At 58.6% G+C, this 18,757-nt stretch carries 16 protein-coding genes, 1 other RNA gene and 1 pseudogene; 12 read left to right on the plus strand and 6 right to left on the minus strand.

Annotated features, from left to right (window positions below; genetic code table 11):
• The first annotated feature begins 75 nt into the window (after positions 1-75).
• Positions 76-2,916, plus strand: a complete 2,841-nt coding sequence (locus tag HWX74_RS17100; RefSeq protein ID WP_176014803.1) for a glycoside hydrolase family 3 C-terminal domain-containing protein — start codon at positions 76-78, stop codon at positions 2,914-2,916.
• A gap of 56 nt (positions 2,917-2,972) precedes the next feature.
• Complete coding sequence (locus HWX74_RS17105) at positions 2,973-4,025, plus strand: uroporphyrinogen decarboxylase family protein (protein ID WP_176014804.1); 1,053 nt, start codon at positions 2,973-2,975, stop codon at positions 4,023-4,025.
• 66 nt (positions 4,026-4,091) lie between these two features.
• Here the strand turns inward: HWX74_RS17105 and HWX74_RS17110 are convergent, their stop codons facing one another.
• Positions 4,092-5,231, minus strand: a complete 1,140-nt coding sequence (locus HWX74_RS17110; protein ID WP_176014805.1) for a uroporphyrinogen decarboxylase family protein — start codon at positions 5,229-5,231, stop codon at positions 4,092-4,094.
• A gap of 103 nt (positions 5,232-5,334) precedes the next feature.
• Between HWX74_RS17110 and HWX74_RS17115 the strand changes: the two genes are divergently transcribed.
• On the plus strand, positions 5,335-6,135 hold the full coding sequence (locus HWX74_RS17115; RefSeq protein ID WP_176014806.1) for an AraC family transcriptional regulator: 801 nt from the start codon (positions 5,335-5,337) through the stop codon (positions 6,133-6,135).
• 6 nt (positions 6,136-6,141) lie between these two features.
• Here HWX74_RS17115 and HWX74_RS17120 read toward each other — a convergent pair whose 3' ends face one another.
• Genes HWX74_RS17120 through HWX74_RS20070 form a run of 4 tightly spaced genes read right to left on the minus strand, consistent with a single transcriptional unit; the run spans position 6,142 to position 9,618 of the window.
• Positions 6,142-7,080 carry a pseudouridine synthase gene (locus HWX74_RS17120; RefSeq protein ID WP_176014807.1) on the minus strand — a complete coding sequence of 313 codons (939 nt, stop codon included), beginning with the start codon at positions 7,078-7,080 and terminating at the stop codon, positions 6,142-6,144.
• 3 nt (positions 7,081-7,083) lie between these two features.
• Positions 7,084-7,563, minus strand: coding sequence for a GNAT family N-acetyltransferase (locus tag HWX74_RS17125; protein ID WP_176014808.1), 480 nt, complete (start codon positions 7,561-7,563; stop codon positions 7,084-7,086).
• Positions 7,523-8,563, minus strand: a complete 1,041-nt coding sequence (locus tag HWX74_RS17130) for an acetyl-CoA carboxylase carboxyltransferase subunit alpha (RefSeq protein WP_176014809.1) — start codon at positions 8,561-8,563, stop codon at positions 7,523-7,525. Before HWX74_RS17130 ends, HWX74_RS17125 begins: the two co-directional genes overlap by 41 nt.
• A gap of 32 nt (positions 8,564-8,595) precedes the next feature.
• Positions 8,596-9,618, minus strand: coding sequence for a L,D-transpeptidase family protein (locus HWX74_RS20070; protein WP_217705000.1), 1,023 nt, complete (start codon positions 9,616-9,618; stop codon positions 8,596-8,598).
• A gap of 150 nt (positions 9,619-9,768) precedes the next feature.
• Between HWX74_RS20070 and HWX74_RS17145 the strand changes: the two genes are divergently transcribed.
• The 9 genes and pseudogenes from HWX74_RS17145 (at position 9,769) to recR (ending at position 17,662) form a co-directional block, all read left to right on the plus strand.
• Complete coding sequence (locus tag HWX74_RS17145; RefSeq protein WP_176014810.1) at positions 9,769-10,476, plus strand: TIGR00730 family Rossman fold protein; 708 nt, start codon at positions 9,769-9,771, stop codon at positions 10,474-10,476.
• 22 nt (positions 10,477-10,498) lie between these two features.
• Positions 10,499-11,761, plus strand: a complete 1,263-nt coding sequence (aroA, locus tag HWX74_RS17150; protein ID WP_176014811.1) for a 3-phosphoshikimate 1-carboxyvinyltransferase — start codon at positions 10,499-10,501, stop codon at positions 11,759-11,761.
• Positions 11,762-11,779: 18 nt separating this feature from the next.
• The gene (locus tag HWX74_RS17155) at positions 11,780-12,766 is read left to right on the plus strand and encodes a lysophospholipid acyltransferase family protein (protein WP_176014812.1); all 987 of its coding nucleotides are present in this window, start codon (positions 11,780-11,782) and stop codon (positions 12,764-12,766) included.
• A 98-nt stretch (positions 12,767-12,864) separates the two neighbouring features.
• The gene (accD, locus tag HWX74_RS17160; protein ID WP_176014813.1) at positions 12,865-13,713 is read left to right on the plus strand and encodes an acetyl-CoA carboxylase, carboxyltransferase subunit beta; all 849 of its coding nucleotides are present in this window, start codon (positions 12,865-12,867) and stop codon (positions 13,711-13,713) included.
• A 49-nt stretch (positions 13,714-13,762) separates the two neighbouring features.
• An RNA gene (ffs, locus tag HWX74_RS17165) (signal recognition particle sRNA small type) lies at positions 13,763-13,860 on the plus strand.
• Between the two features lie 73 nt (positions 13,861-13,933).
• Positions 13,934-14,650 (plus strand): annotated as a pseudogene (gene rph, locus HWX74_RS17170) (ribonuclease PH); the annotation flags it as partial.
• Positions 14,651-14,788: 138 nt separating this feature from the next.
• A complete protein-coding gene (dnaX, locus tag HWX74_RS20075) occupies positions 14,789-16,684 on the plus strand; it encodes a DNA polymerase III subunit gamma/tau (protein ID WP_217705001.1) in 1,896 nt (631 codons plus the stop codon).
• A gap of 38 nt (positions 16,685-16,722) precedes the next feature.
• Positions 16,723-17,040: a YbaB/EbfC family nucleoid-associated protein gene (locus tag HWX74_RS17180; protein ID WP_176014815.1), complete on the plus strand. Its 318-nt coding sequence runs from the start codon at positions 16,723-16,725 to the stop codon at positions 17,038-17,040.
• Between the two features lie 13 nt (positions 17,041-17,053).
• Positions 17,054-17,662, plus strand: a complete 609-nt coding sequence (gene recR, locus HWX74_RS17185; protein ID WP_176014816.1) for a recombination mediator RecR — start codon at positions 17,054-17,056, stop codon at positions 17,660-17,662.
• A gap of 172 nt (positions 17,663-17,834) precedes the next feature.
• Here recR and HWX74_RS17190 read toward each other — a convergent pair whose 3' ends face one another.
• The gene (locus HWX74_RS17190) at positions 17,835-18,749 is read right to left on the minus strand and encodes a nucleoside hydrolase (RefSeq protein ID WP_176014817.1); all 915 of its coding nucleotides are present in this window, start codon (positions 18,747-18,749) and stop codon (positions 17,835-17,837) included.
• Positions 18,750-18,757 lie beyond the last annotated feature (8 nt).

Raw genomic sequence — 18,757 nt, forward strand, 5'->3', positions numbered from 1 at the left:
TGTTATTTATCTTTGGTGGTTAAAATTTGAGGCGTTTGCTTCCGGCCGGTTCCGTCTCGCCGGGAGCAAAAATCAATGGCGCAGAAAAAGGAGCTGAAGATGAATGGTGCGGAAAAGAGGAGACGTTGGAGCCGGCTGGCCGGGATGGTGTTGACGGCTTTGGCTTTGGTGCATGGTTTGGACGCACAGGCGAAGCCGTTGCCGGGCAATGCCGAATTGTCGCGCCGGATTGCCGCCGACGGCATGGTGCTGTTGAAAAATGACCGGGCGGCATTGCCGTTGCCGAACGGGGCGAAGGTCGCCGTATTCGGTCCCGGTCAGATTGAATTTATCAAAGGCGGCTGGGGGTCGGGAGATGTGACCGTCGACCATGTCGTCAACCTGCTGCAGGGGCTGGAAGCCAAGCAGGAAGCCGGGATGATTTCGCTGGCCGGCGGGCTGGCGGCGGCCTATCGTCAGAATCCGCAATTGACGTTGACGCCGGCGCTGGTGGCGGATGCCCGCCGGGCGGCCGACCGGGCGGTTATGGTGATCAGCCGCAATTCCGGCGAGGGGAGCGACCGTTCTCCGGGGGCCGGAGATTATTGCCTGAGCGAAGCTGAAGAGCAGATGCTGAAAATGGTGACAGACGCCGGTTTCGAGCGGGTGATCGTCGTTTTGAATGTCGGCGGCATCGTCGATACCGCCTGGCTGGAACGCTATCCGGTCGATGCGCTGCTGGTCGCCTGGCAGCCGGGAATGGAGGGCGGACTGGCGGTGGCGGATGTGCTGACCGGCGAGGTCAATCCTTCCGGTAAATTGACCGACAGTTGGGCGAAGTCTTTTGACGATTATCCGTCGAGCCGCCACTTTTTCGAATCGGATGCCTATGTGTTGTACGAGGAGGATATCTTTGTCGGCTACCGTTATTTCGAGACGTTCGACCCGGCCGGCGAACGGGTGAATTTTCCGTTCGGCTTCGGGCTTTCTTATACGACTTTTGCGATTTCGGATGTGCAGAGCGCCATTCGGGACGGGGTCATTGAAGTGACCGCCGAAGTGACCAACACCGGCAAGGCCGCCGGCCGGGAGGTAGTCCAGCTTTATTACAGTGCGCCGCAGGGAAAATTGGGCCGGCCGGCCAAAGAATTGGGCGCGTTTGCCAAAACGGAACGATTGGAGCCGGGGGCTTCGGAGACGGTTTCGCTGCGTCTGCCCGTCGCGGCGATGGCGGCCTACGACGATACCGGCAAAACCGGGAAACGCTCCTGCTGGGTGCTTGAGCCCGGCGAATACCGGCTGTTGATCGGCAATTCGGTGCGGAACCTGCTGCCGGAGCCGGCGGCGGTTTATCCGGTCGATGTCTTGACGGTGACTGAAAAAGCGGCGGCGCATATGGTGCCGAAGCAGTTGCCGCGCCGGTTGCTGGCTGACGGGACTTACGAGAAACTCAGCGATTGGACTGCCGGGGCGGATACGCCGGCTGGTCAACGCGAGCATGAGGTCGAACCGGGCCGGGTGACCAGAATTGAAGCGGAAGATTTTGCTGCGTCCGGCGGCAGCATTGCGGTGGAAAGGTTTCAGGAAGCCGCCGGGCTGGGAAAATGTACGGCAGTCATGGACGGCGGCAGTTGGGCGGCCTACCGGCTCCGGGTGGAGGAACCGGGCAAATACGCGTTGCGTTTCCGGATGTCCAACGGCCGGGAGGAGATCGACGATTTGATGGAGTTGTATGTCAACGGACAACCGGCCGGCGTCCAAGTCGGCGTGCCGCAGACCGGTAAAGGTTTTGAACGGGGAGAGTGGTATAATTTTGTCGATCTGAAGCCGGTAATCGTTGAATTGCCGGCCGGTGAAGTGCAGTTGAAAATCGCCCCGAAAGGTGTTTTCGGCAATGTCGATTATTTCCTGGTTGCTCCGGAGGCGGAGAGTGCGGAGTTATTCGCCGCAGTCGACCGCGCGCAGCAAAAGCAGTACGAGCAGCACGTACATATGAGACAGGCGCGGGAAAAACGTCGGGTCCGTCCTGAGTCCGCCGAACGGCTGATGTTGGCGGACGTGGCGGCCGAACCGGCGTTGCTGGATCAATTTATCGACCAGCTTTCTGACGCCGAGTTGGCGGTGTTGTCCAGCGGATTTTTGTCTACCAAGGGCGGCGCGACCGGCCGGATCGGCGTGCTGGAGGAGTTCGGCAGCCCCGGGGTCGAAACCTTTGATGGACCGGCCGGCGTCCGCTTGAGCGAACCGACGACCGCCTGGCCCTGTTCGACGTTGTTGGCTTCGACCTGGGATCCCGCCCTGGCCGGACAGCTTGGCGCGGCGGTAGCTGAGGAAGCGAAACTCAACGGCGTGGATATCTGGCTGGCGCCCGGCATGAACATTCACCGCAACCCGATGTGCGGCCGGAATTTTGAATATTATTCTGAAGATCCGCTGGTCAGTGGCAAAATAGCGGCCGGATTGACCAGAGGGACTCAGGACAATGGGGTCGGCGTTACGCTCAAGCATTTTGTCCTGAACAACAAGGAAGGGAATCGCAGTCTCAGCGACAGCCGGGTTTCCGAGCGGGCGTTGCGCGAAATTTATCTCAAAGGATTTGAAATCGCGATCAAGGAGGCGGCGCCGTGGTGCGTGATGTCGTCCTACAATCTGGCCAACGGCGTCGAAACGGCCGAGAGCGGCGAACTGCTGACCGACATCCTGCGGGGTGAATGGGGCTTTGAGGGACTGGTGATGACCGACTGGGGCAACAACAGTGTCCATTTTCTGGAAGCGAAAGCCGGCAATGATGTCAAAATGCCGAGCGGCCTGCCCGACAGTCTGCTGTTGGCGCTGGAACACGGCGATTTGACGCGCGCCGAACTGGAACGCAATGTCAAGCGCGTTTTTGAACTGATACTGAAATCCGGGGTGTTGGACCGGAAAAATAACAACTAACCGCAGGCAGTCCAGCGGTGGCGGCCTCCGGAAAAACAAGGAATCGTTGAGGCATTATGAACAGTTATGAGAATTACCGTCGTGCGGTACATTGGGAAGAACCGGATTATATTCCGATGACCTTCGCGATCAATCCGGCCTGCTACCGGTTTTATGAACCGGCGGCGCTGTTCGATTTGCAGGAAGCGCATCCGCGGCTTTTCCCGAATTTCCGGCGGCCCGCTCTGCCGTTTCAACCGGAATATGCCTTGAATGCCCGCGCCGCGGCGCCTTACACCGATCCGTGGGGGTGCGTCTGGGAGACCGACACCGACGGCATCATCGGCGTGGTGCGCAGCCATCCGCTGGCCGATTGGCGGAATCTGGCGGATTTTCATCAGCCGGATCCGGACGTGTGCGACGGCACTTATCCGCTGGACTGGGATCGATTGCGGGACGAGCTGGAAGGGTGCCGGCAGCGCGGCGAAGTGGCCGCCGTCGGACTGCCGCACGGCCATACTTTCCTGCGGCTGCTGGATATCCGCGGTTATGAAGACACGCTGTGCGACCTGATGGAGGCGGAACCGAATATTTTGAAGGTGCTCGGCATGGTCGAGGATTTCAATTGCCGCGTGCTGGCTAAAATGCTGGCATTGCGTCCCGAACTGGTCGCCCTGGCCGAGGACCTGGGGATGCAGCATGGGCCGATGCTCAGTCCGGCGCTGTTCCGGCAGTACATCAAACCGGTTTATCGGCGGATGATGACGATGTGTCGCGAAGCCGGCTGCATGATCCATATGCACTCCGACGGCGACTTGCATGAATTGGTCGACGATCTGATCGACAGCGGCGTTGAAATTCTCAATTTACAGGATCAGGTCAATGGTATCGATTGGATTGCCGGCCGGTTGCGCGGCCGGGTCTGTATCGAACTGGATATCGACCGGCAGGGCGTGACGCGTTTCGGCACACCGCGGGAAGTGGATGAACTGATCCGCCATGAAGTGGAAACGCTCGGCAGTCGCCGGGGCGGCTTGATGATGATTTTCGGGCTTTATCCGGGCATGCCGCTGGAAAATGTCGGCGCTTTGATGGATGCGATGGAGCGTTACAGCACTTATTTCAATTGAGCGGTTGAAAAAAAGATTGCCGGCCGCTCTCTGCCGAATCGGCGGAGAGCGGCCGACCGGAATGGCTCAGTGTCGGTAAAGCGGCGAATTCAAGCCGAACATCTTCTGTTTCAAGTCGAGGTAATAGAGGTAATCGTCCGGAGAAACGTTCGGCGGGCAGCGATGGTCGCAGAACGGGATGTAGCCGCCGCGTTCCACATAGGGCACCAGTGTTTCAAGGTATTGCCGGATTGCTTGCCGGCCGGCGGAGAGCTGCAGCTTGTCGACGCCGCCGAAGATGCGCAATTCGCCCGGATACTGATCCAGCAATTCGCCCGGATGCGAGCAGCCCTGCACTTCAAACGGAAAGAGCGCGTTGATGCCGCCTTCGAGGAAGTAAGGCAGAATCGGCCGGACGTCGCCGTCGCAGTCGGTATACCAGACGTCGATGCCGTACTGCTGCAGCTTGGCATGAATCCGCTGATAACGCGGCATGACCACCGAACGGAAAAAATCGACGGTGACGATCGGGCCGTTCTTGAAGCAGATGTCTTCCCAGCCGGCGGCGTAGTCGAATTGAAAATGCGGCAGCACCGCATCGAGAAAATCCTCGACCAGCACGCAGCAGGTTTCCACCATGTCCTCCAGCATTTCCGGATAATCGTACATCGTATAAGCCAGTCCTTCGAAGGTCAGCAGGTCGCGGATTTTGCCGATCATCGAACCGGTGTTGACGCCGAGCGGGTATTGGCGATCGGCCGGATGCCGCGCTTTCAATGCGGCGATGTCCGGCCGGCGGGAAGGATCATCGCGCCGGAAACGTTCCTCTTTACAGCGTTTCCAGTCATCCGGCGTGACGATCGACGATTTCAAGTAATGCGGGATGGTGTCGTGGCCGTCCAGCGGCACCTCGGCGAGCAGTCCGTCCGCATTGATGACGATGCGGACGTTGTCGCGTTCTTCGAGGACTTGGGCTTCGAACGGCGGCGAGAGCCAGACGTTGCCGCCGATCTGCTGGATGACGTCGAAACTGAAGAAGAGGTCCGCTTCGTCATTATTGGTGATGCCGTGGTCACGGAACAACGGCCACTGGGTGAAATTTTCGTCCCAGTAGCCGAACTCCATGTTGAAGCAGCGGTCGACGTGCTGGAAGTGCATCTGGCGGCGGAAACGTTCCCGGCCGGTCATCGTGCCGGGCCAGGGGGGCAGAAAAGGTTGAATTTCCATCATTCCCTCGATTGGATTTTTATTGTTGCATGATACAATATTATACGACAAGTTGCCGGGAATCGGAATATGCAATTATCACTTTTTCATATACAATTGTAAGATGTCACACGATTATTCCAGTTGTGAAGTGCAGCCGCAGGTCAATTTCATCAATTATCAGTCATTGGCCGGCATGCTGCCGGTATGGAGCCGGCGGCGGCTGAATGATTTCGAACTCATTCTGGTCCGCCGCGGCCGTTTTCGCTTCCGCAACCATGAAACGCAGGAAGAAGTCATTCAGCGGGAGAATCAGGTATTGACCATCCTGCCGGGCGAGTTGCATACGTATGAGTTGTTGTCCGGCAGGGAGGAAGCCTTTTTCAGTTGCATCCATTTGGAGTTGATGCCGGGCGGCTCCTGGTTGAATGGCGATTACGGTTTGACGGAATTGCCGGCCAGGTTGACCGCTTTTGAGCGGGAGGAGGAGATCGGTTCGCTGTTTTTGCGGGCCAGCCGGCTGAAACGGCGTTACGGCCGTTATTCCCGGGAGCTGCTGTGCTGTGTGGTCAAGGAAATCTGGCTGTGCCTGGTCGAGCGCCGCATTGCAGTGCCGCAGCGGACGGAACGGTTCAAAGCGATGCTGCAATTCCTGCATGAAAATTTGTTGTCGCACCCGGGCCGGGAAGAACTGGCCCGGCACTTCCGGCTGTCGCCGCAGCAGGTCAACATGTTGTTCAAGCGGGAACTTGGCCTTTCGCCGGGGGAATATGTGCGCCGGGAGTTGATGGAGCAGGGCTACCAACTGCTCCATTATGAACAGTTGAGCGTCAAGGAGACGGCGGAGCGGCTGAACTTCGGCAACCAGTTCTATTTTTCCAAGGTGTTCAAAAAGATCTTCGGCGTGCCGCCGTCGAAATCCTGATGCCGGTCAGCAGTAACGCCGCATTGCCTCGGTGAAATCGGCCGGCGGGGGGGCGGCCAGGTCCAGGCGACAGCCGGTGTGCGGATGGAAAAAGGACAGCGCGGCGGCATGCAGCGCCTGGCGGGACATTTTCAAACGTTCGTAATCGTTTGGGGTCAATTGATCGCCTTTGATTTTCAGGTAAAAGCGTTCATCCGGACCGTAAAGTTTGTCGCCGAGCAGCGGATAGCCGAGCGACTGGCAGCTTGCCCGGATTTGATGCAGCCGGCCGGTACGGGGTTCCGCTTGGATCAGTGAAACTTCCGCGCCGTGCCGCAGCGCGGTAAAAAGGGTGGCGGCCGGTTGATATTTGCCGCCGCCGGCCGGCGGTTCGGCATAAAAGCGTTGCTTTTTGCGGATGGGGCTGGCTGGATCATGGCCCAGGAAACCGGTCGCCTCCAGCCGTTCCGGGAAACGGCCGAACACCAGCGCCAGATAGCGCTTCCGCATCTGCGGCAGCTGCCGGGACAATTGGGCGGCGGCGGCGGCGTTTTTGGCCGCCAGCAGCAGGCCGCTGGTTTCGCGGTCCAGCCGGTTTACCGGGTAAATGTCACCGTAACGCTCTTTCAGCAGATACCATAAGGTATGTTTGAAAAATGGCCCGGCCGGGTGGCACGGCAGGTCGCCGGATTTGTCGATCGCCAGCAGCCAATCGTCTTCGTAAGCGATCCGGTAGCTCGGGTCCACCGGCGGTTCCGGCAACTCGCCGGGCAAATAAGCCAGCCGGTCGCCGGCTTGCAGGAGGCAACCGGCGGCCGCCGGCTGTCCGTTGACGTGCAGTTGACCGGCGGCAATCAGCTCCAGCCAACGCGTCGGGGAGTGGTAAGTGAAACGGCCGGCCAGAAATTCCGCCAGCGGTTTTCCGGCATCGGCCGTTCGGATGGTGCACTCGATGATGCGCTGCATGGTTCAGTCGTCGCTTTTCAGCATCACCGCCAGTTCGTCGCAGCACTCTTTTTTGGGACAATTCAGGCAGTCGCTCCAGATTTTTTCCGGAAACAGCTCTTTGCCGACGACCCGGAAACCGAGACGGACGAAAAAGTCCGCTTTCAGCGTCAGCGCGAACAGGCGGAAGCGCTGGCGGCTATTCCGCAGTTTTCGAATGCAGTATTCCACCAGGGCACGGCCGACGCCGGTATTCTGCAGCTCCGGCGCGACCACCAGCGAACGGATTTCCAGCAAATCGTTGCCGAAGTCGCGCATCGCGACGCAGCCGACCAGTTCGCCCTCCCGTTCCGCCACCGAAAAATTGGCCAAATAATAGCGGATATCCGCTTCACTGCGCTGCAGGACGATTTTTTTGGCTGCATAGAGTTCCAGCAATGCGAAGATCGCTTTGACGTCCGCTTCAGTTGCCGGCCGGACAGTCAGCGCTGTCGAGTTGCTCATCGGCGGCCTCATTCGTTTCGGGTTCGTCTGTTTCGGCTTCCGGTTCGGCGAAACGCCCCATCGCCCGGAATTTTTCATAACGCTGATTGCGCAGTTCATCGGCGCTGCAGGTGCCCAGTTCGTCCAATTGACGGATCAACGCCTCCTTCAGCGTACCGGCCATCTTGTCGCTGTCGCAGTGCGCGCCGCCGAGCGGCTCCGGAACGATTGCATCGGCGATGCCGAGTTCCAGCAGCTTCTGGGCCGTCAGATTCAGCGCTTCGGCCGCCTGCGGCGCAAAGCGGCGGTCTTTCCACAGGATGGCGGCACAGCCTTCCGGCGTGATGACCGAATAATAGGCATTTTCCAGAATCAAAATGCGATTGCCGACGCCGATGCCGATCGCGCCGCCGGAACCTCCTTCGCCGATGATCACGGCGATGACCGGAACGGTCAACGTGAACATGTCGCGCATGCTTACCGCAATCGCTTCACCGATATGGCGCTCCTCGGAGGCGATGCCCGGAAAGGCCCCGGGAGTGTCGATGAAGGTGATGATCGGCACCTGGGCCAGTTCGGCCATTTTCATCAGCCGGGTCGCTTTGCGGTAACCTTCCGGATGGGGCCAGCCGAAATTGCGCATGACGTTGGATTTCATGTCGCGCCCTTTCTGGGTGCCGATCACCATCACTTTCCGGCCGTCGAGTCTGGCGAAACCGCCGACGACCGCTTTGTCGTCGCTGAAACGGCGGTCACCGTGCAGTTCGACGAAATCACTGCACATCAGATTGATGTAATCCAGCGTATAGGGCCGTTCCGGGTGGCGGGCGAGCTGGACGCGCTGCCACGCAGTGAGTTTGCTGTAGATCTCTTTCAGCGTGGAGTCCAGTTTACGCTCCAGGGCGCTGATCGTATCGGCAATATCGATATCCGGATTCGAACTGCTCAGCTCGATCAGTCCTTGAATCTGCTTTTTGATTTCGATGATCGGTTTTTCGAATTCCAGGTGAAATTCCGCCATATGATGCTTTCCCCAAGTTCCTTGCAGTCTATTTACTCTTCTATTTTTACCGGTACCTGATGCGGCAGGATGTTGAACAGTTCTTCGACATCCTGGTTGCGCATCCTGATACAGCCGTTGCTCAACGGCTTGGTAATTTCCGAATCTTTTTCCCAGGTGCCGTGAATGCCGTACCCGGTCAGCGTCGCATCGGTTTCGCCGGTCGGCTTCAAATCCAGCCAGCGGGTGCCGAGAATATTTTCCGGATCGCCGAACGGGATGACGCGGCCGTCCGGCGCATACCAGGGCGGTTCCTTGATTTTGGCCGTCACCCGAAAATCACCGGTCGGAGTGCGGTTCTGGCGGCCGACGCCGATGTCGTAAATTTTGAACAGCTCGTCGCCGTCGTAGACATAGAGCAGGCTTTTCGATTTGCTGACCAGCAGCCGCCAGGCGCCCTGGTAGATTCTGAATTTCTGGCCGATGCGGATGTGCGAACTGTTCAAGTCCAGTTTGTTGGCAATCTGGATGGCTTCGATGGTGGTTTGGAATTGCCGGGCGATTTTGTCCAGACTGTCGTTGGGTTCGACGATATAAACCGCTTTCTTCGCCGGGAAAGGCACGTCGGTAAAAAGAATTTTCGTGTTGGCCGCACTCAGCAGTTCGACACACTCCCGCCAGGCCGGATCCGCTTCGGTAATCCGCCTGTCCTGCAATAATGCAGTGATTTTCTCCCGCACCTGGACGTATTCGCCCTGTTCCAGCAACGACCGGACGGCGGCCAATTCTGCGGCGACTTCCGGCGGTATGGCCGGCGGTCCCGGCATCGGCTGTTCCGGCTCGGAGTCCGGTGTTTCTCCGGCCGGCGGCGCTTCAACGGTCCCCGTCTCCGCGGCGGGATTGGTGGCGACTTTCGGCGGCGTTTCTTCGCCGGAATTGCGCTTCAGCAGGTAAACGGCCAGTGCCGCGATGATCAGGAGAAGCACAAAGAGGAACAGCCGCCGCTTCGACCCGGCTTGGGAATCCGACGCCGGACCCGGCTGTTTGCCGCCGTAATTGTATCGTAGTTTTGCCATCTGCGCATCCGTCCGTTATTGATTCCGGATAATATACATTGAAAAATAATATTTTACCAATCGTTGAGGAAAAAAGTTGATTATCTGTCGAAAGACAGTATATTTCCAAAATGTCTATCATGATGAAACGCTAATTTTGCGGGGTGGAATATGGCTTTGCACAATACTTCGTCCGGGGCAGGGCGTTGCAACTGCTTCAGCGACGTTAATTTCCAGCAGCAGGACACCTGGCGGATCTTTCGGATCATGGCCGAATTCGTCGATGCGTTCGAGGCGATGGCCGAGCGCGGTCCGATGATCACCGTGTTCGGTTCGGCCCGGATCGGCGCCGATGCGACCGCTTATCAGGAAGCGGAAAAATTAGGGAGCCTGCTGGTGAAGAATGGTTACGGCGTCATCACCGGCGGCGGCGGCGGCATCATGGAAGCCGCCAACAAAGGCGCCTTTGAAGCCAAAGGAGTGTCGATCGGCCTGAATATCGAACTGCCGAAGGAGCAGCAGCCGAACCAGTATCAGACCGACAGTCTGTTTTTCCGGTATTTTTTCATCCGGAAGGTCTGTTTTCTCAAATATTCGATGGGAGCGGTGATCTTTCCCGGCGGATTCGGCACGCTGGATGAATTTTTCGAATCGGTGACGCTGGTGCAGACCAATAAAGTCAATCCGGTGCCGATCGTCGTCGTCGGCCGGGATTTCTGGCACGACGGCATCAGTTGGATCGAGAAAAGCCTGCTGCGCGAAAAAATGATCGACCAGGAGGACCTGAAATTTTTCGAAGTGGTCGATACGGCCGAAGAGGCGATGCAATACCTGCTGGACTGCCACCGTTTCGGCATTCAGAATACCGTAAAACTGTAATGTGCTTCCCATGAAGATTCATGTGAAGAAATCCCGCCTGGCCGGCGCGATTGCGGTGCCGGGGTCCAAATCCCATACCATCCGGGCGATTGCCGCCGCCCTGATGGCGGAAGGCGAATCGATCATCCGCGCTCCGCTGGTTTCGGCCGACACGCTGGCGACATTGCGCGCCGCCGGGCAGTTGGGCGCCGTGGTCCGCCGCGCCGATGGACTCTGGCGCATCACCGGTTGCGGCGGGCGTTTTACGCCGCCGCAACGGACGATCGATATGGAGAATTCCGGTACCGGACTGCGTTTGCTGTCGGCTTTGGCGGCGACCCAGTCCTTTCCGGTGGCGTTCGACGGCGACGCTTCACTGCGCAGCCGGCCGATGGGGCCGCTGCTGGCCGCGCTGGCTGAATTGGGCGTCGCAGTCGAGAGCGATGACGGGCGGTGTCCGTTGCGGGTAAGGGGCCCGTTGCGGGGTGGCCGGGCCTCGGTGGAGGCGGTCAGTTCGCAATTTTTAAGCGCGCTGTTGTTTGCCGCTCCGCTGGCGCTCGCTCCGACGGCGTTGGACTTGACGCTGCTCAATGAGCGGCCGTATGTTGAAATCACCCTGAAATGGCTGGACCGGCTCGGTGTGCGGGATCGCGCTTCCGCCGACCGGATGCATTACGAGTTGCCGGGCAATCAGAAGATCGGTGCGTTCGATGTCACCATCCCGGCCGATTTTTCGACGGCGGCTTTTCCGCTCGGCGCGGCGGCATTGGTCGGCGACGGCGTCGACATTCTGAATCTGGATTTTCAGGATGTCCAGGGGGATAAAGCGGTTTTCGACATGTTTGAAGCGATGGGAGCGAAGGTCGAACGCCGGGAGAAGGTCACCCGGGTGACGGCGGGCCGGCCGTTGAACGCGTTGACGCTGGATTTGAATGCGACTCCGGATGCGTTGCCGCTGCTGGCGGTGACGGCGGCATTGACGCCGGGAGAAACCCGGCTGGTCAATGTCCCGCAGGCGCGTCTTAAGGAGACCGACCGGATTTGCTGTATGTGCGCCGAGCTGAAAAAAATGGGCGGCGAGGTCGAGGAACTGCCGGACGGAATGATCATTCGCGGCGGCAAACTGACCGGAGCGGCGTTGAAGAGCTATGGCGACCACCGCATCGTCATGGCCCTGGCGGTTGCCGCGCTGGCGGCGGACGGGGAGAGCGTTATCGATGAGGCGGAGGCCGCGGCGGTCACTTATCCGGATTTCGTCGCGGATTTCCAGCGTCTTGGCGCGGACATCACCGTCATAAAGGATTGAAAAACAGTAAGGATTGTTATGGCTGAAAAAAATATGGCGACTGCCAAACGGCAGAAAAGCGCCTTTCGCATCTGGGTGGAATATATACCGGTCTGGCTTCTGTATCAATTCGTCCATCTGTTGCCGCTCAAGGTTGCCTACCGGCTGATTCGCGGCATCTTCGGCGTGATGTTTTATTTCGACAGGAAGCACCGGGTGCGGACTGTTCAGCACCTGATGCATGCCGGCGTGGCGCCCGATGAACGCTCGGCCCGGCGGATGGCGAAGCGGGTCTACAAGAATTTCGGCATGCTGTTTGCCGAAATTGTCAAAATGGATCAGTTATTTTCCGTCGATAAAATCCGGATGGTCGGCGACCCCGAATCGATTCGGCGCTTGACCGCCGGACCGGTGGAACAGCGGCAGAATGTCATCATCACGACCGGCCATTACGGCAACTGGGAGGTTGCCGGTACCGCTTTTGCCGCTTTCACCGGCTTGCCGATGACTTCGCTGATGCGGCCGTTCGGCAATCCGTTGATTGGTGAACTGATTCTGCACGGCCGACGCAGCAAGATTCACGAACTGGTCGACAAGTCGGGCGGTATCCGGCCGGTGCTTCGGGCCTTGAAAGCGCACCGGACGGTGGCGTTGCTGGTCGACCAGCATGCTTCCCGTGGCGAAGGGGTGGAAACGGTTTTTTTCGGCCAGCCGTGCCGGACGCACACTTCGCCGGCGCTGCTGCATTTGAAGACCGGTATTCCGATCCTGCCGCAGTTGACGCGGCGCTGCGGTGACAATTTCGAGTTCGAACTGGTGGTCGGCAAGATGATTGAATATCAGCCGACCGGAGATCGCGAGCATGATGTCCGGGTGATCGCGCAGCAGTATACCAGCGCTTTTGAAGAGATGGTCCGGCAGGACCCTGAACAATGGATGTGGGCGCATCGCCGCTGGCTGAACATCAATCGGAAAAGTACGGCGTCAGCGGCAGTCGAAAATGCGGATTCGGCGGTTGTAAAATAGCGATGTTTGAATTATATTAGGAAATTTTCGATATCCGATACAACTGATTCCACCGCCGGGAATCCGGAAATAATAACGAAGGTTGCGAGGCAGAAACGATGGCGATATTCGGCAGTTCAAAAACTTATACGACAGTCAAATCCAGCTCCAGAAAGATGGAAATTCCGGATGGCGCCTGGCTGAAATGCAAACGTTGCGGCCGTACGCTGTACAACGATCAACTGGAAGAAAACTTCAGCGTCTGTCCGCATTGCGCCTATCATTTCCCGATGAATGCGGTGCGGCGGATTGCGATGCTGACCGATGAGAACAGTTTTGTCGAGCTGGAAGCCGGCATGCGTTCCCTTGATCCGCTCGGTTTTGTCGATGCCCGCGCTTATGTCGAACGGTTGCGGGAGAGCGAGCAGAAAACCGGCCTGAACGAAGCGGTCATCTGCGGGTTCGCCAGTCTGGAGCATATTCCCTATGCGCTGGGGGTCATGGACTTCCGCTTTATGGGTGCGAGCATGGGATCGGTTGTCGGCGAGAAGATCACCCGCTTGATCGAACAGGCGACGGTGCGCAAGGTGCCGGCGGTGCTGGTGACCGCTTCCGGCGGCGCCCGGATGCAGGAGGGAATTCTGAGTTTGATGCAGATGCCGAAGACCTGTGCGGCGCTGGCCCGCCATGCGGAGGCCAAACTGCCTTACATCGTGCTGATCACCAATCCGACCTATGGCGGGGTTACCGCCAGTTTCGCTTCGCTCGGCGACGTGATTATTTCGGAGCCGGATGCGATGGTGGGCTTCGCCGGTCCGCGGGTCATCCAGGAAACTACCAACTCCAAATTGCCGGATGGTTTCCAGACGGCGGAGTTTCTGCTGGAGAAGGGATTGATCGATCTGGTGGTGGAGCGGAAAAATCTTCGCCGGGAATTGGGACTTTTCCTTGCATATTTCACAAAGTAGTGTATGGTAAAAAGGCAAGGCGGATGAAGTTGATTTAATTTTGTCGTCGGATCGGACCCTGTGCGCTGTCATTTGTGCCAACCGAGTCAGGTGGGGAACCAAGCAGCTCTACGCAACAATGCAGGTGCTGCAGGTCTTCTGGTCCGACGACTTTTTCATTTCAGGCGGTTGTTCCAACTGGCGTGGATGGCCGCGGCACACCAAAGACGGGTAGAATTTTATGAAACGGATTGATGGGCGGACAGCGGAACAATTGCGCTGGATCAGGGTGAACAAGGATTATCTGGCGCATCCTTTGGCATCGGTGATGATCGAAATGGGCCGGACCAAATTGATTTGTTCCGTCAGTTGTGAACCGAAAGTGCCGGCCTGGATGAAAGCGCAGCATGTGCCGGGCGGCTGGCTCACCTGCGAGTACGGCATGCTGCCGGCCTCTACCCACGACCGGGCCAAACGGGAGGCTTCCAGCGGCAAGCAGAGCGGCCGGACGATGGAAATCCAGCGGCTGATCGGCCGCAGCCTGCGTTCGGTGATCGATTTGGATGTGCTGGGATGCAATACGTTGTATATCGACTGTGATGTCGTCGATGCCGACGGCGGAACGCGTTGCGCCGGCATCACCGGCGCCGCGATGGCCTTGCAGTTGGCGATGCGGACCGGATTTGCCAAGCGCAATTTCTCCGCCAATCCGTTGAAGGAAAGCATCGCGGCGGTCAGCGTCGGCATCGTCAACGGCGAACCGATTCTCGACTTGTGTTACGAAGAGGATTCCCGGGCGGAAGTGGATATGAATGTGGTGATGACCGAATCCGGCCGTTTCGTTGAAATTCAGGGGACGGCGGAAAAACAGCCGTTTTCCCGTCAGCAGTTCTATCAGTTGCTGGATTTGGCGGAAAGCGGTTTGCAGAAAATTTTCGACATTCAGCGCAAGGTGCTCAACGGTCCCCAGGAGCGGACCGAATCGAATCAGAACCATGCTCCGCGTCCGAAAGCCGGAGAAGCGCTCGGCAGTCTCGGCGACGCCTTCGCCGACCTTAAACTATAAAATGACCAGACAGGAATTACGGCTTACCCCATGAGCGAATATCAGGTAATTGCCCGGAAGTGGCGGCCGCAGAAATTTGCCGATGTCGTCGGCCAGGAACATGTCGTCCGGACGTTGAAAAATGCGATCCGTCAGCAGCGGACCGCGCATGCGTATCTGTTCGTCGGTCCGCGCGGGGTCGGCAAAACTACCACCGCCCGCATTTTTGCCAAGGCGTTGAATTGCGAACACCCGGAAGACGGCGAGCCGTGCTGCCGGTGTCCTTCCTGCCTGGCGATTGCCGATGACAGCAGCATCGATGTCATCGAAGTGGACGCCGCCAGCCGCAATTCGGCGGAAAATATGCGTGACTTGAGTGAAGAGGTCATGCACATGCCGGTGGCCGGCCGTTACAAGATCTACATCATCGACGAAGTGCACATGCTCAGCAAACACGCCTGGAACGCTTTGCTCAAGACGGTGGAAGAGCCGCCGTCGCATGTCAAATTCATTTTTGCCACTACTGAAGCGCATATGGTGCTGCCGACCATCGTGTCGCGCTGCCAGCGCTTCGATCTGCAGCCGATTCCGACCCGGCTGATCCTGGAGCGCCTGGTGAAAATCGCCCGGGCCGAACAGGTGAAGGTTTCCAACGGCGCCTTGGAGGCGATCGCCCGGGCGGCGGACGGCGGCATGCGCGACGCCCAGTCGCTGCTGGACCAGATGATCGCCTTTTTCAGCGAGGGGGACAGGGAGATCGACGAAATGCAGATTCTTTCGCTGTTCGGCCTGACTGCGGCGGCGGAATTGGATGCTTTGCTTCAGGCGATGTTGACCAATGATCGGGCGGCGGCGGTTTCCCGGATTCACCAGTTGGCCAGCCGCGGCCGTAATCTCGAGACTTTGTTCGATGATATTCTGAATGTGCTGCGCGGAATTGAATTGGGTTATATTTTGCGCAATCCGGAGGAAATTCTGGAGACCGATGCCGAAACCGTGCAGCGTTACCGGCAGCTCGGTCAACTGGCCAAGCCGCAGATCGTCCGGATTTTGCTGGAGACGCTGGCGCCGGTCGGCCGGATTCTGCACGATGCGCTGAACAAGCAGATTTTTCTGGAGAGCATCATCCTGAAAGCGATGCGCGAAGCGCATGCGGTGAAGCTGGAAGATGTCCTGCAGCGTTTGAACCAGTTGCGTCAGGCCGGCGAATTGCAGTTTGTCGACCGGGTCCCTTCATTGGCGGCGCAGCCGTTGCCGGTCGCTTCGCATGCGGTGCCGGCGGCGGAACCGGTTGTTGCGGCGCCGTCGGTGAGCGGCGAAGCTCCGGCTGCGGTTGCCGTGCCGGAGCCGGAAGAACCGCCGGCTGCGGTCAACGTGCCGGAACCTCCCGGCGATTCGCGCCGGCAGACGGTTGCCCAATGGCAGCAGTTGCTGGGGGCGCTGGAGGGCAAAGTGCCGCCGGAATTGCTGGAAAGCCTGCGGGGTGGTAAAATGATCCAGGTGGTCGATAAAATTCTGACGGTGGATTTGGGGCGGCCGGCGGTCGACCCGGCGCCGGAGTCAGCCAAACTGCAGGCGCTCTGGCAGGAGATTACCGGCGATTGGGCGGCGCTTCTGGAGTTCAAATATGAGTTGGAAAATGTTGCGGTCGCCCGGCGGCTGCCGGAGCAGGAGCCGGCGGCTTTGGCGGTGGCGGCGGAGCATCCGTTGGAAGCTGCCGATTTGCGGGTGATTGAAGAACCGGATGAGGCGGCAGAAGATGCGGCGGAGCCGGAGGTGGAGTTGGCCGCACCGGCGGCTGCCGCGCCGGAACCGGTGGAAGAAGAGGCGTCCGGGATGCGCAGTGTCCTGGGAGAAGTGGAAATCGTCAATGAAATGCGCGATCGGCCGGTGATCAAGGACGTGCTGGATCTTTTCGGCGGTGAGATTGTGGATATTCATGGTTGAGTATAAATGGCAGGATTGATTGAAAGGTAGAGAAAAAGATGTTTGGTAATTTGGCTGAAATGATGAATGTGATGAAAAAGGCCAAAGAGATTCAAGGCAATATGAAGAACCTGAAGGCTGAACTGGCGGAAGCGGAATATGCCGGCAGTTCCGGCGGCGACCGGGTTCAGGTGGTGGTGAGCGGGGATTTGCGGGTGAAGCGGGTCGTGATTGCCGCCGACGCGATGAAGGATTTGGTATTGCTGGAAGATTTGACGACCGCGGCGGTGAATGCCGCTTTGGACAATGCGAAATGCGCCGCGCAGCAGAAGATGACCGAATTGACCGGCGGTATTGAAATTCCGGGTTTATTCTGACGCGGAAAGGGAAATGCCGATGGCCGATTATCCGGAAATTATGGATGAGTTGATCGCCGGGCTGAAAACCTTGCCCGGCATCGGCCGCCGCAGTGCCGAGCGCCTGGCGCTGGCGATGCTGAAATGGCCGTCGGATAAACTGGCGCATATCGGTTCGTTGATCCAGAAATTGCCGGAAAGCGTCACTTTTTGCCCGGTTTGCGGCAATCTGGCGGCCGAGGGGGCAATTTGTGCGGTTTGTGCCGATGCCGGCCGCAGGACATCGCAAATTTGCGTCGTCGAAGATTTTTCCCAGATCATCACCATCGAGAACAGCGGCAGTTACCGCGGCCTCTATCATGTGCTCGGCGGCCGCCTGTCGCCGCTGGAAAATCGTTCGGTGGCCGACTTGACGATAGAACCATTGTTGCGCCGCCTCGAAGCCGGCGCCGTCAAAGAGCTGATTCTGGCGTTGAGTCCGGACGTCGAGGGCAGGGCGACGGCGATTTACCTGGCCGGCCTCTGTGAAAAATTGGTGGAGCAAATTACCCGGCCGGCGCAGGGATTGCCGGCCGGGGCGGACATTACCTATGCCGATTCGGCGACGATTTCAGCGGCATTGGCCGGCCGGGTGAAATTGTAAGCCGGCCGCTGGCCTTCTTGCTCCGGAGAGCGAAGTCTCCGGCTGCCGGCCAAGCTCGCCTGTTTATCGTCCATCGCGATCAATGCCTCCCGGCTCCGGCGGATGCGGAGCAAGGCCGGAAGACATTGACTGGATGGATTTGCGCGGCGGCTGGACATTGCGATGAGTTCGCCTATTGGCGCAGCAGCCGTTCGGTGATGAAATTCTGGAAGCCGGATAGATCCAGCCAGTCGACCGCCACTTCGATTCGATTGCCGGCATTCTCGTCCGGCACCGTGAAGCCGTCGTCGGTTACCCGGATGCCGAGAGTTTCGAACTTCAGGAATTGCCGGGAGAAGGCCAGGAAGATCGCCACCGTATCGAACAGGATCGAACTTTTTTCTTCGAATTTCCAGGGCGCCTGCAGTGCCGTGTGCCACATTCGGTATTGGGTGAAGATGTCCCGCAGAAGCGGTTGCGGCGATTCGAACAGCCGCCGGTAATTTTCACCGTCAAGGCGAACGACGCCGCAGGTATCCAGCGGGGTGATGACCATCGATTTCCACGGCGCGGCGAATACCGCCTGGGAGGCGGCCAGATCCGCTTTGACGTTGCATTCAGCGATCGGCACCGGATCCCATTCCAGCCCGCGGTAGATGCTGCCGTGCATGCCGACGAAATGAATCCTGGCGGCCAGGTCCGGCCGCCGTTTCAGCAAGGCGCCGATGTTGCTCAGTCCGGCGATATTGATGATGGTGACCGGTTCCGGCGACTGATCGATCAGTTCGATCAGCGCCTCAAGTCCGTTGGTGTGGATGGTGCCCGGGTAATCGGCCAGGTTGTAATCCCGGACATAATCGACGACCGTTCGCCAGTCGCCTTTGACCAGCGTCGGCAGCCCGATGCCGACTGGAATATCGGTCCGGCCGGCTGCTTCCAGCAGTTTGGCGATGATGCGGGCGCGGTAAATGGTATCGGAACAGGCGGACAGCACCAGTTTGACCTCGACTTCCGGGCAGTGCAGCAGCAAAGCCAGCGCCCAGGCGTCGTCGATGTCGCCGCCGATATCGGTGTCCAGGACGACCGGAATAGGTTTGCGTTCAGACATGATGAATG

This window comes from Victivallis sp. Marseille-Q1083 (genome assembly GCF_903645315.1).
Classification (GTDB): Bacteria; Verrucomicrobiota; Lentisphaeria; order Victivallales; family Victivallaceae; genus UMGS1518.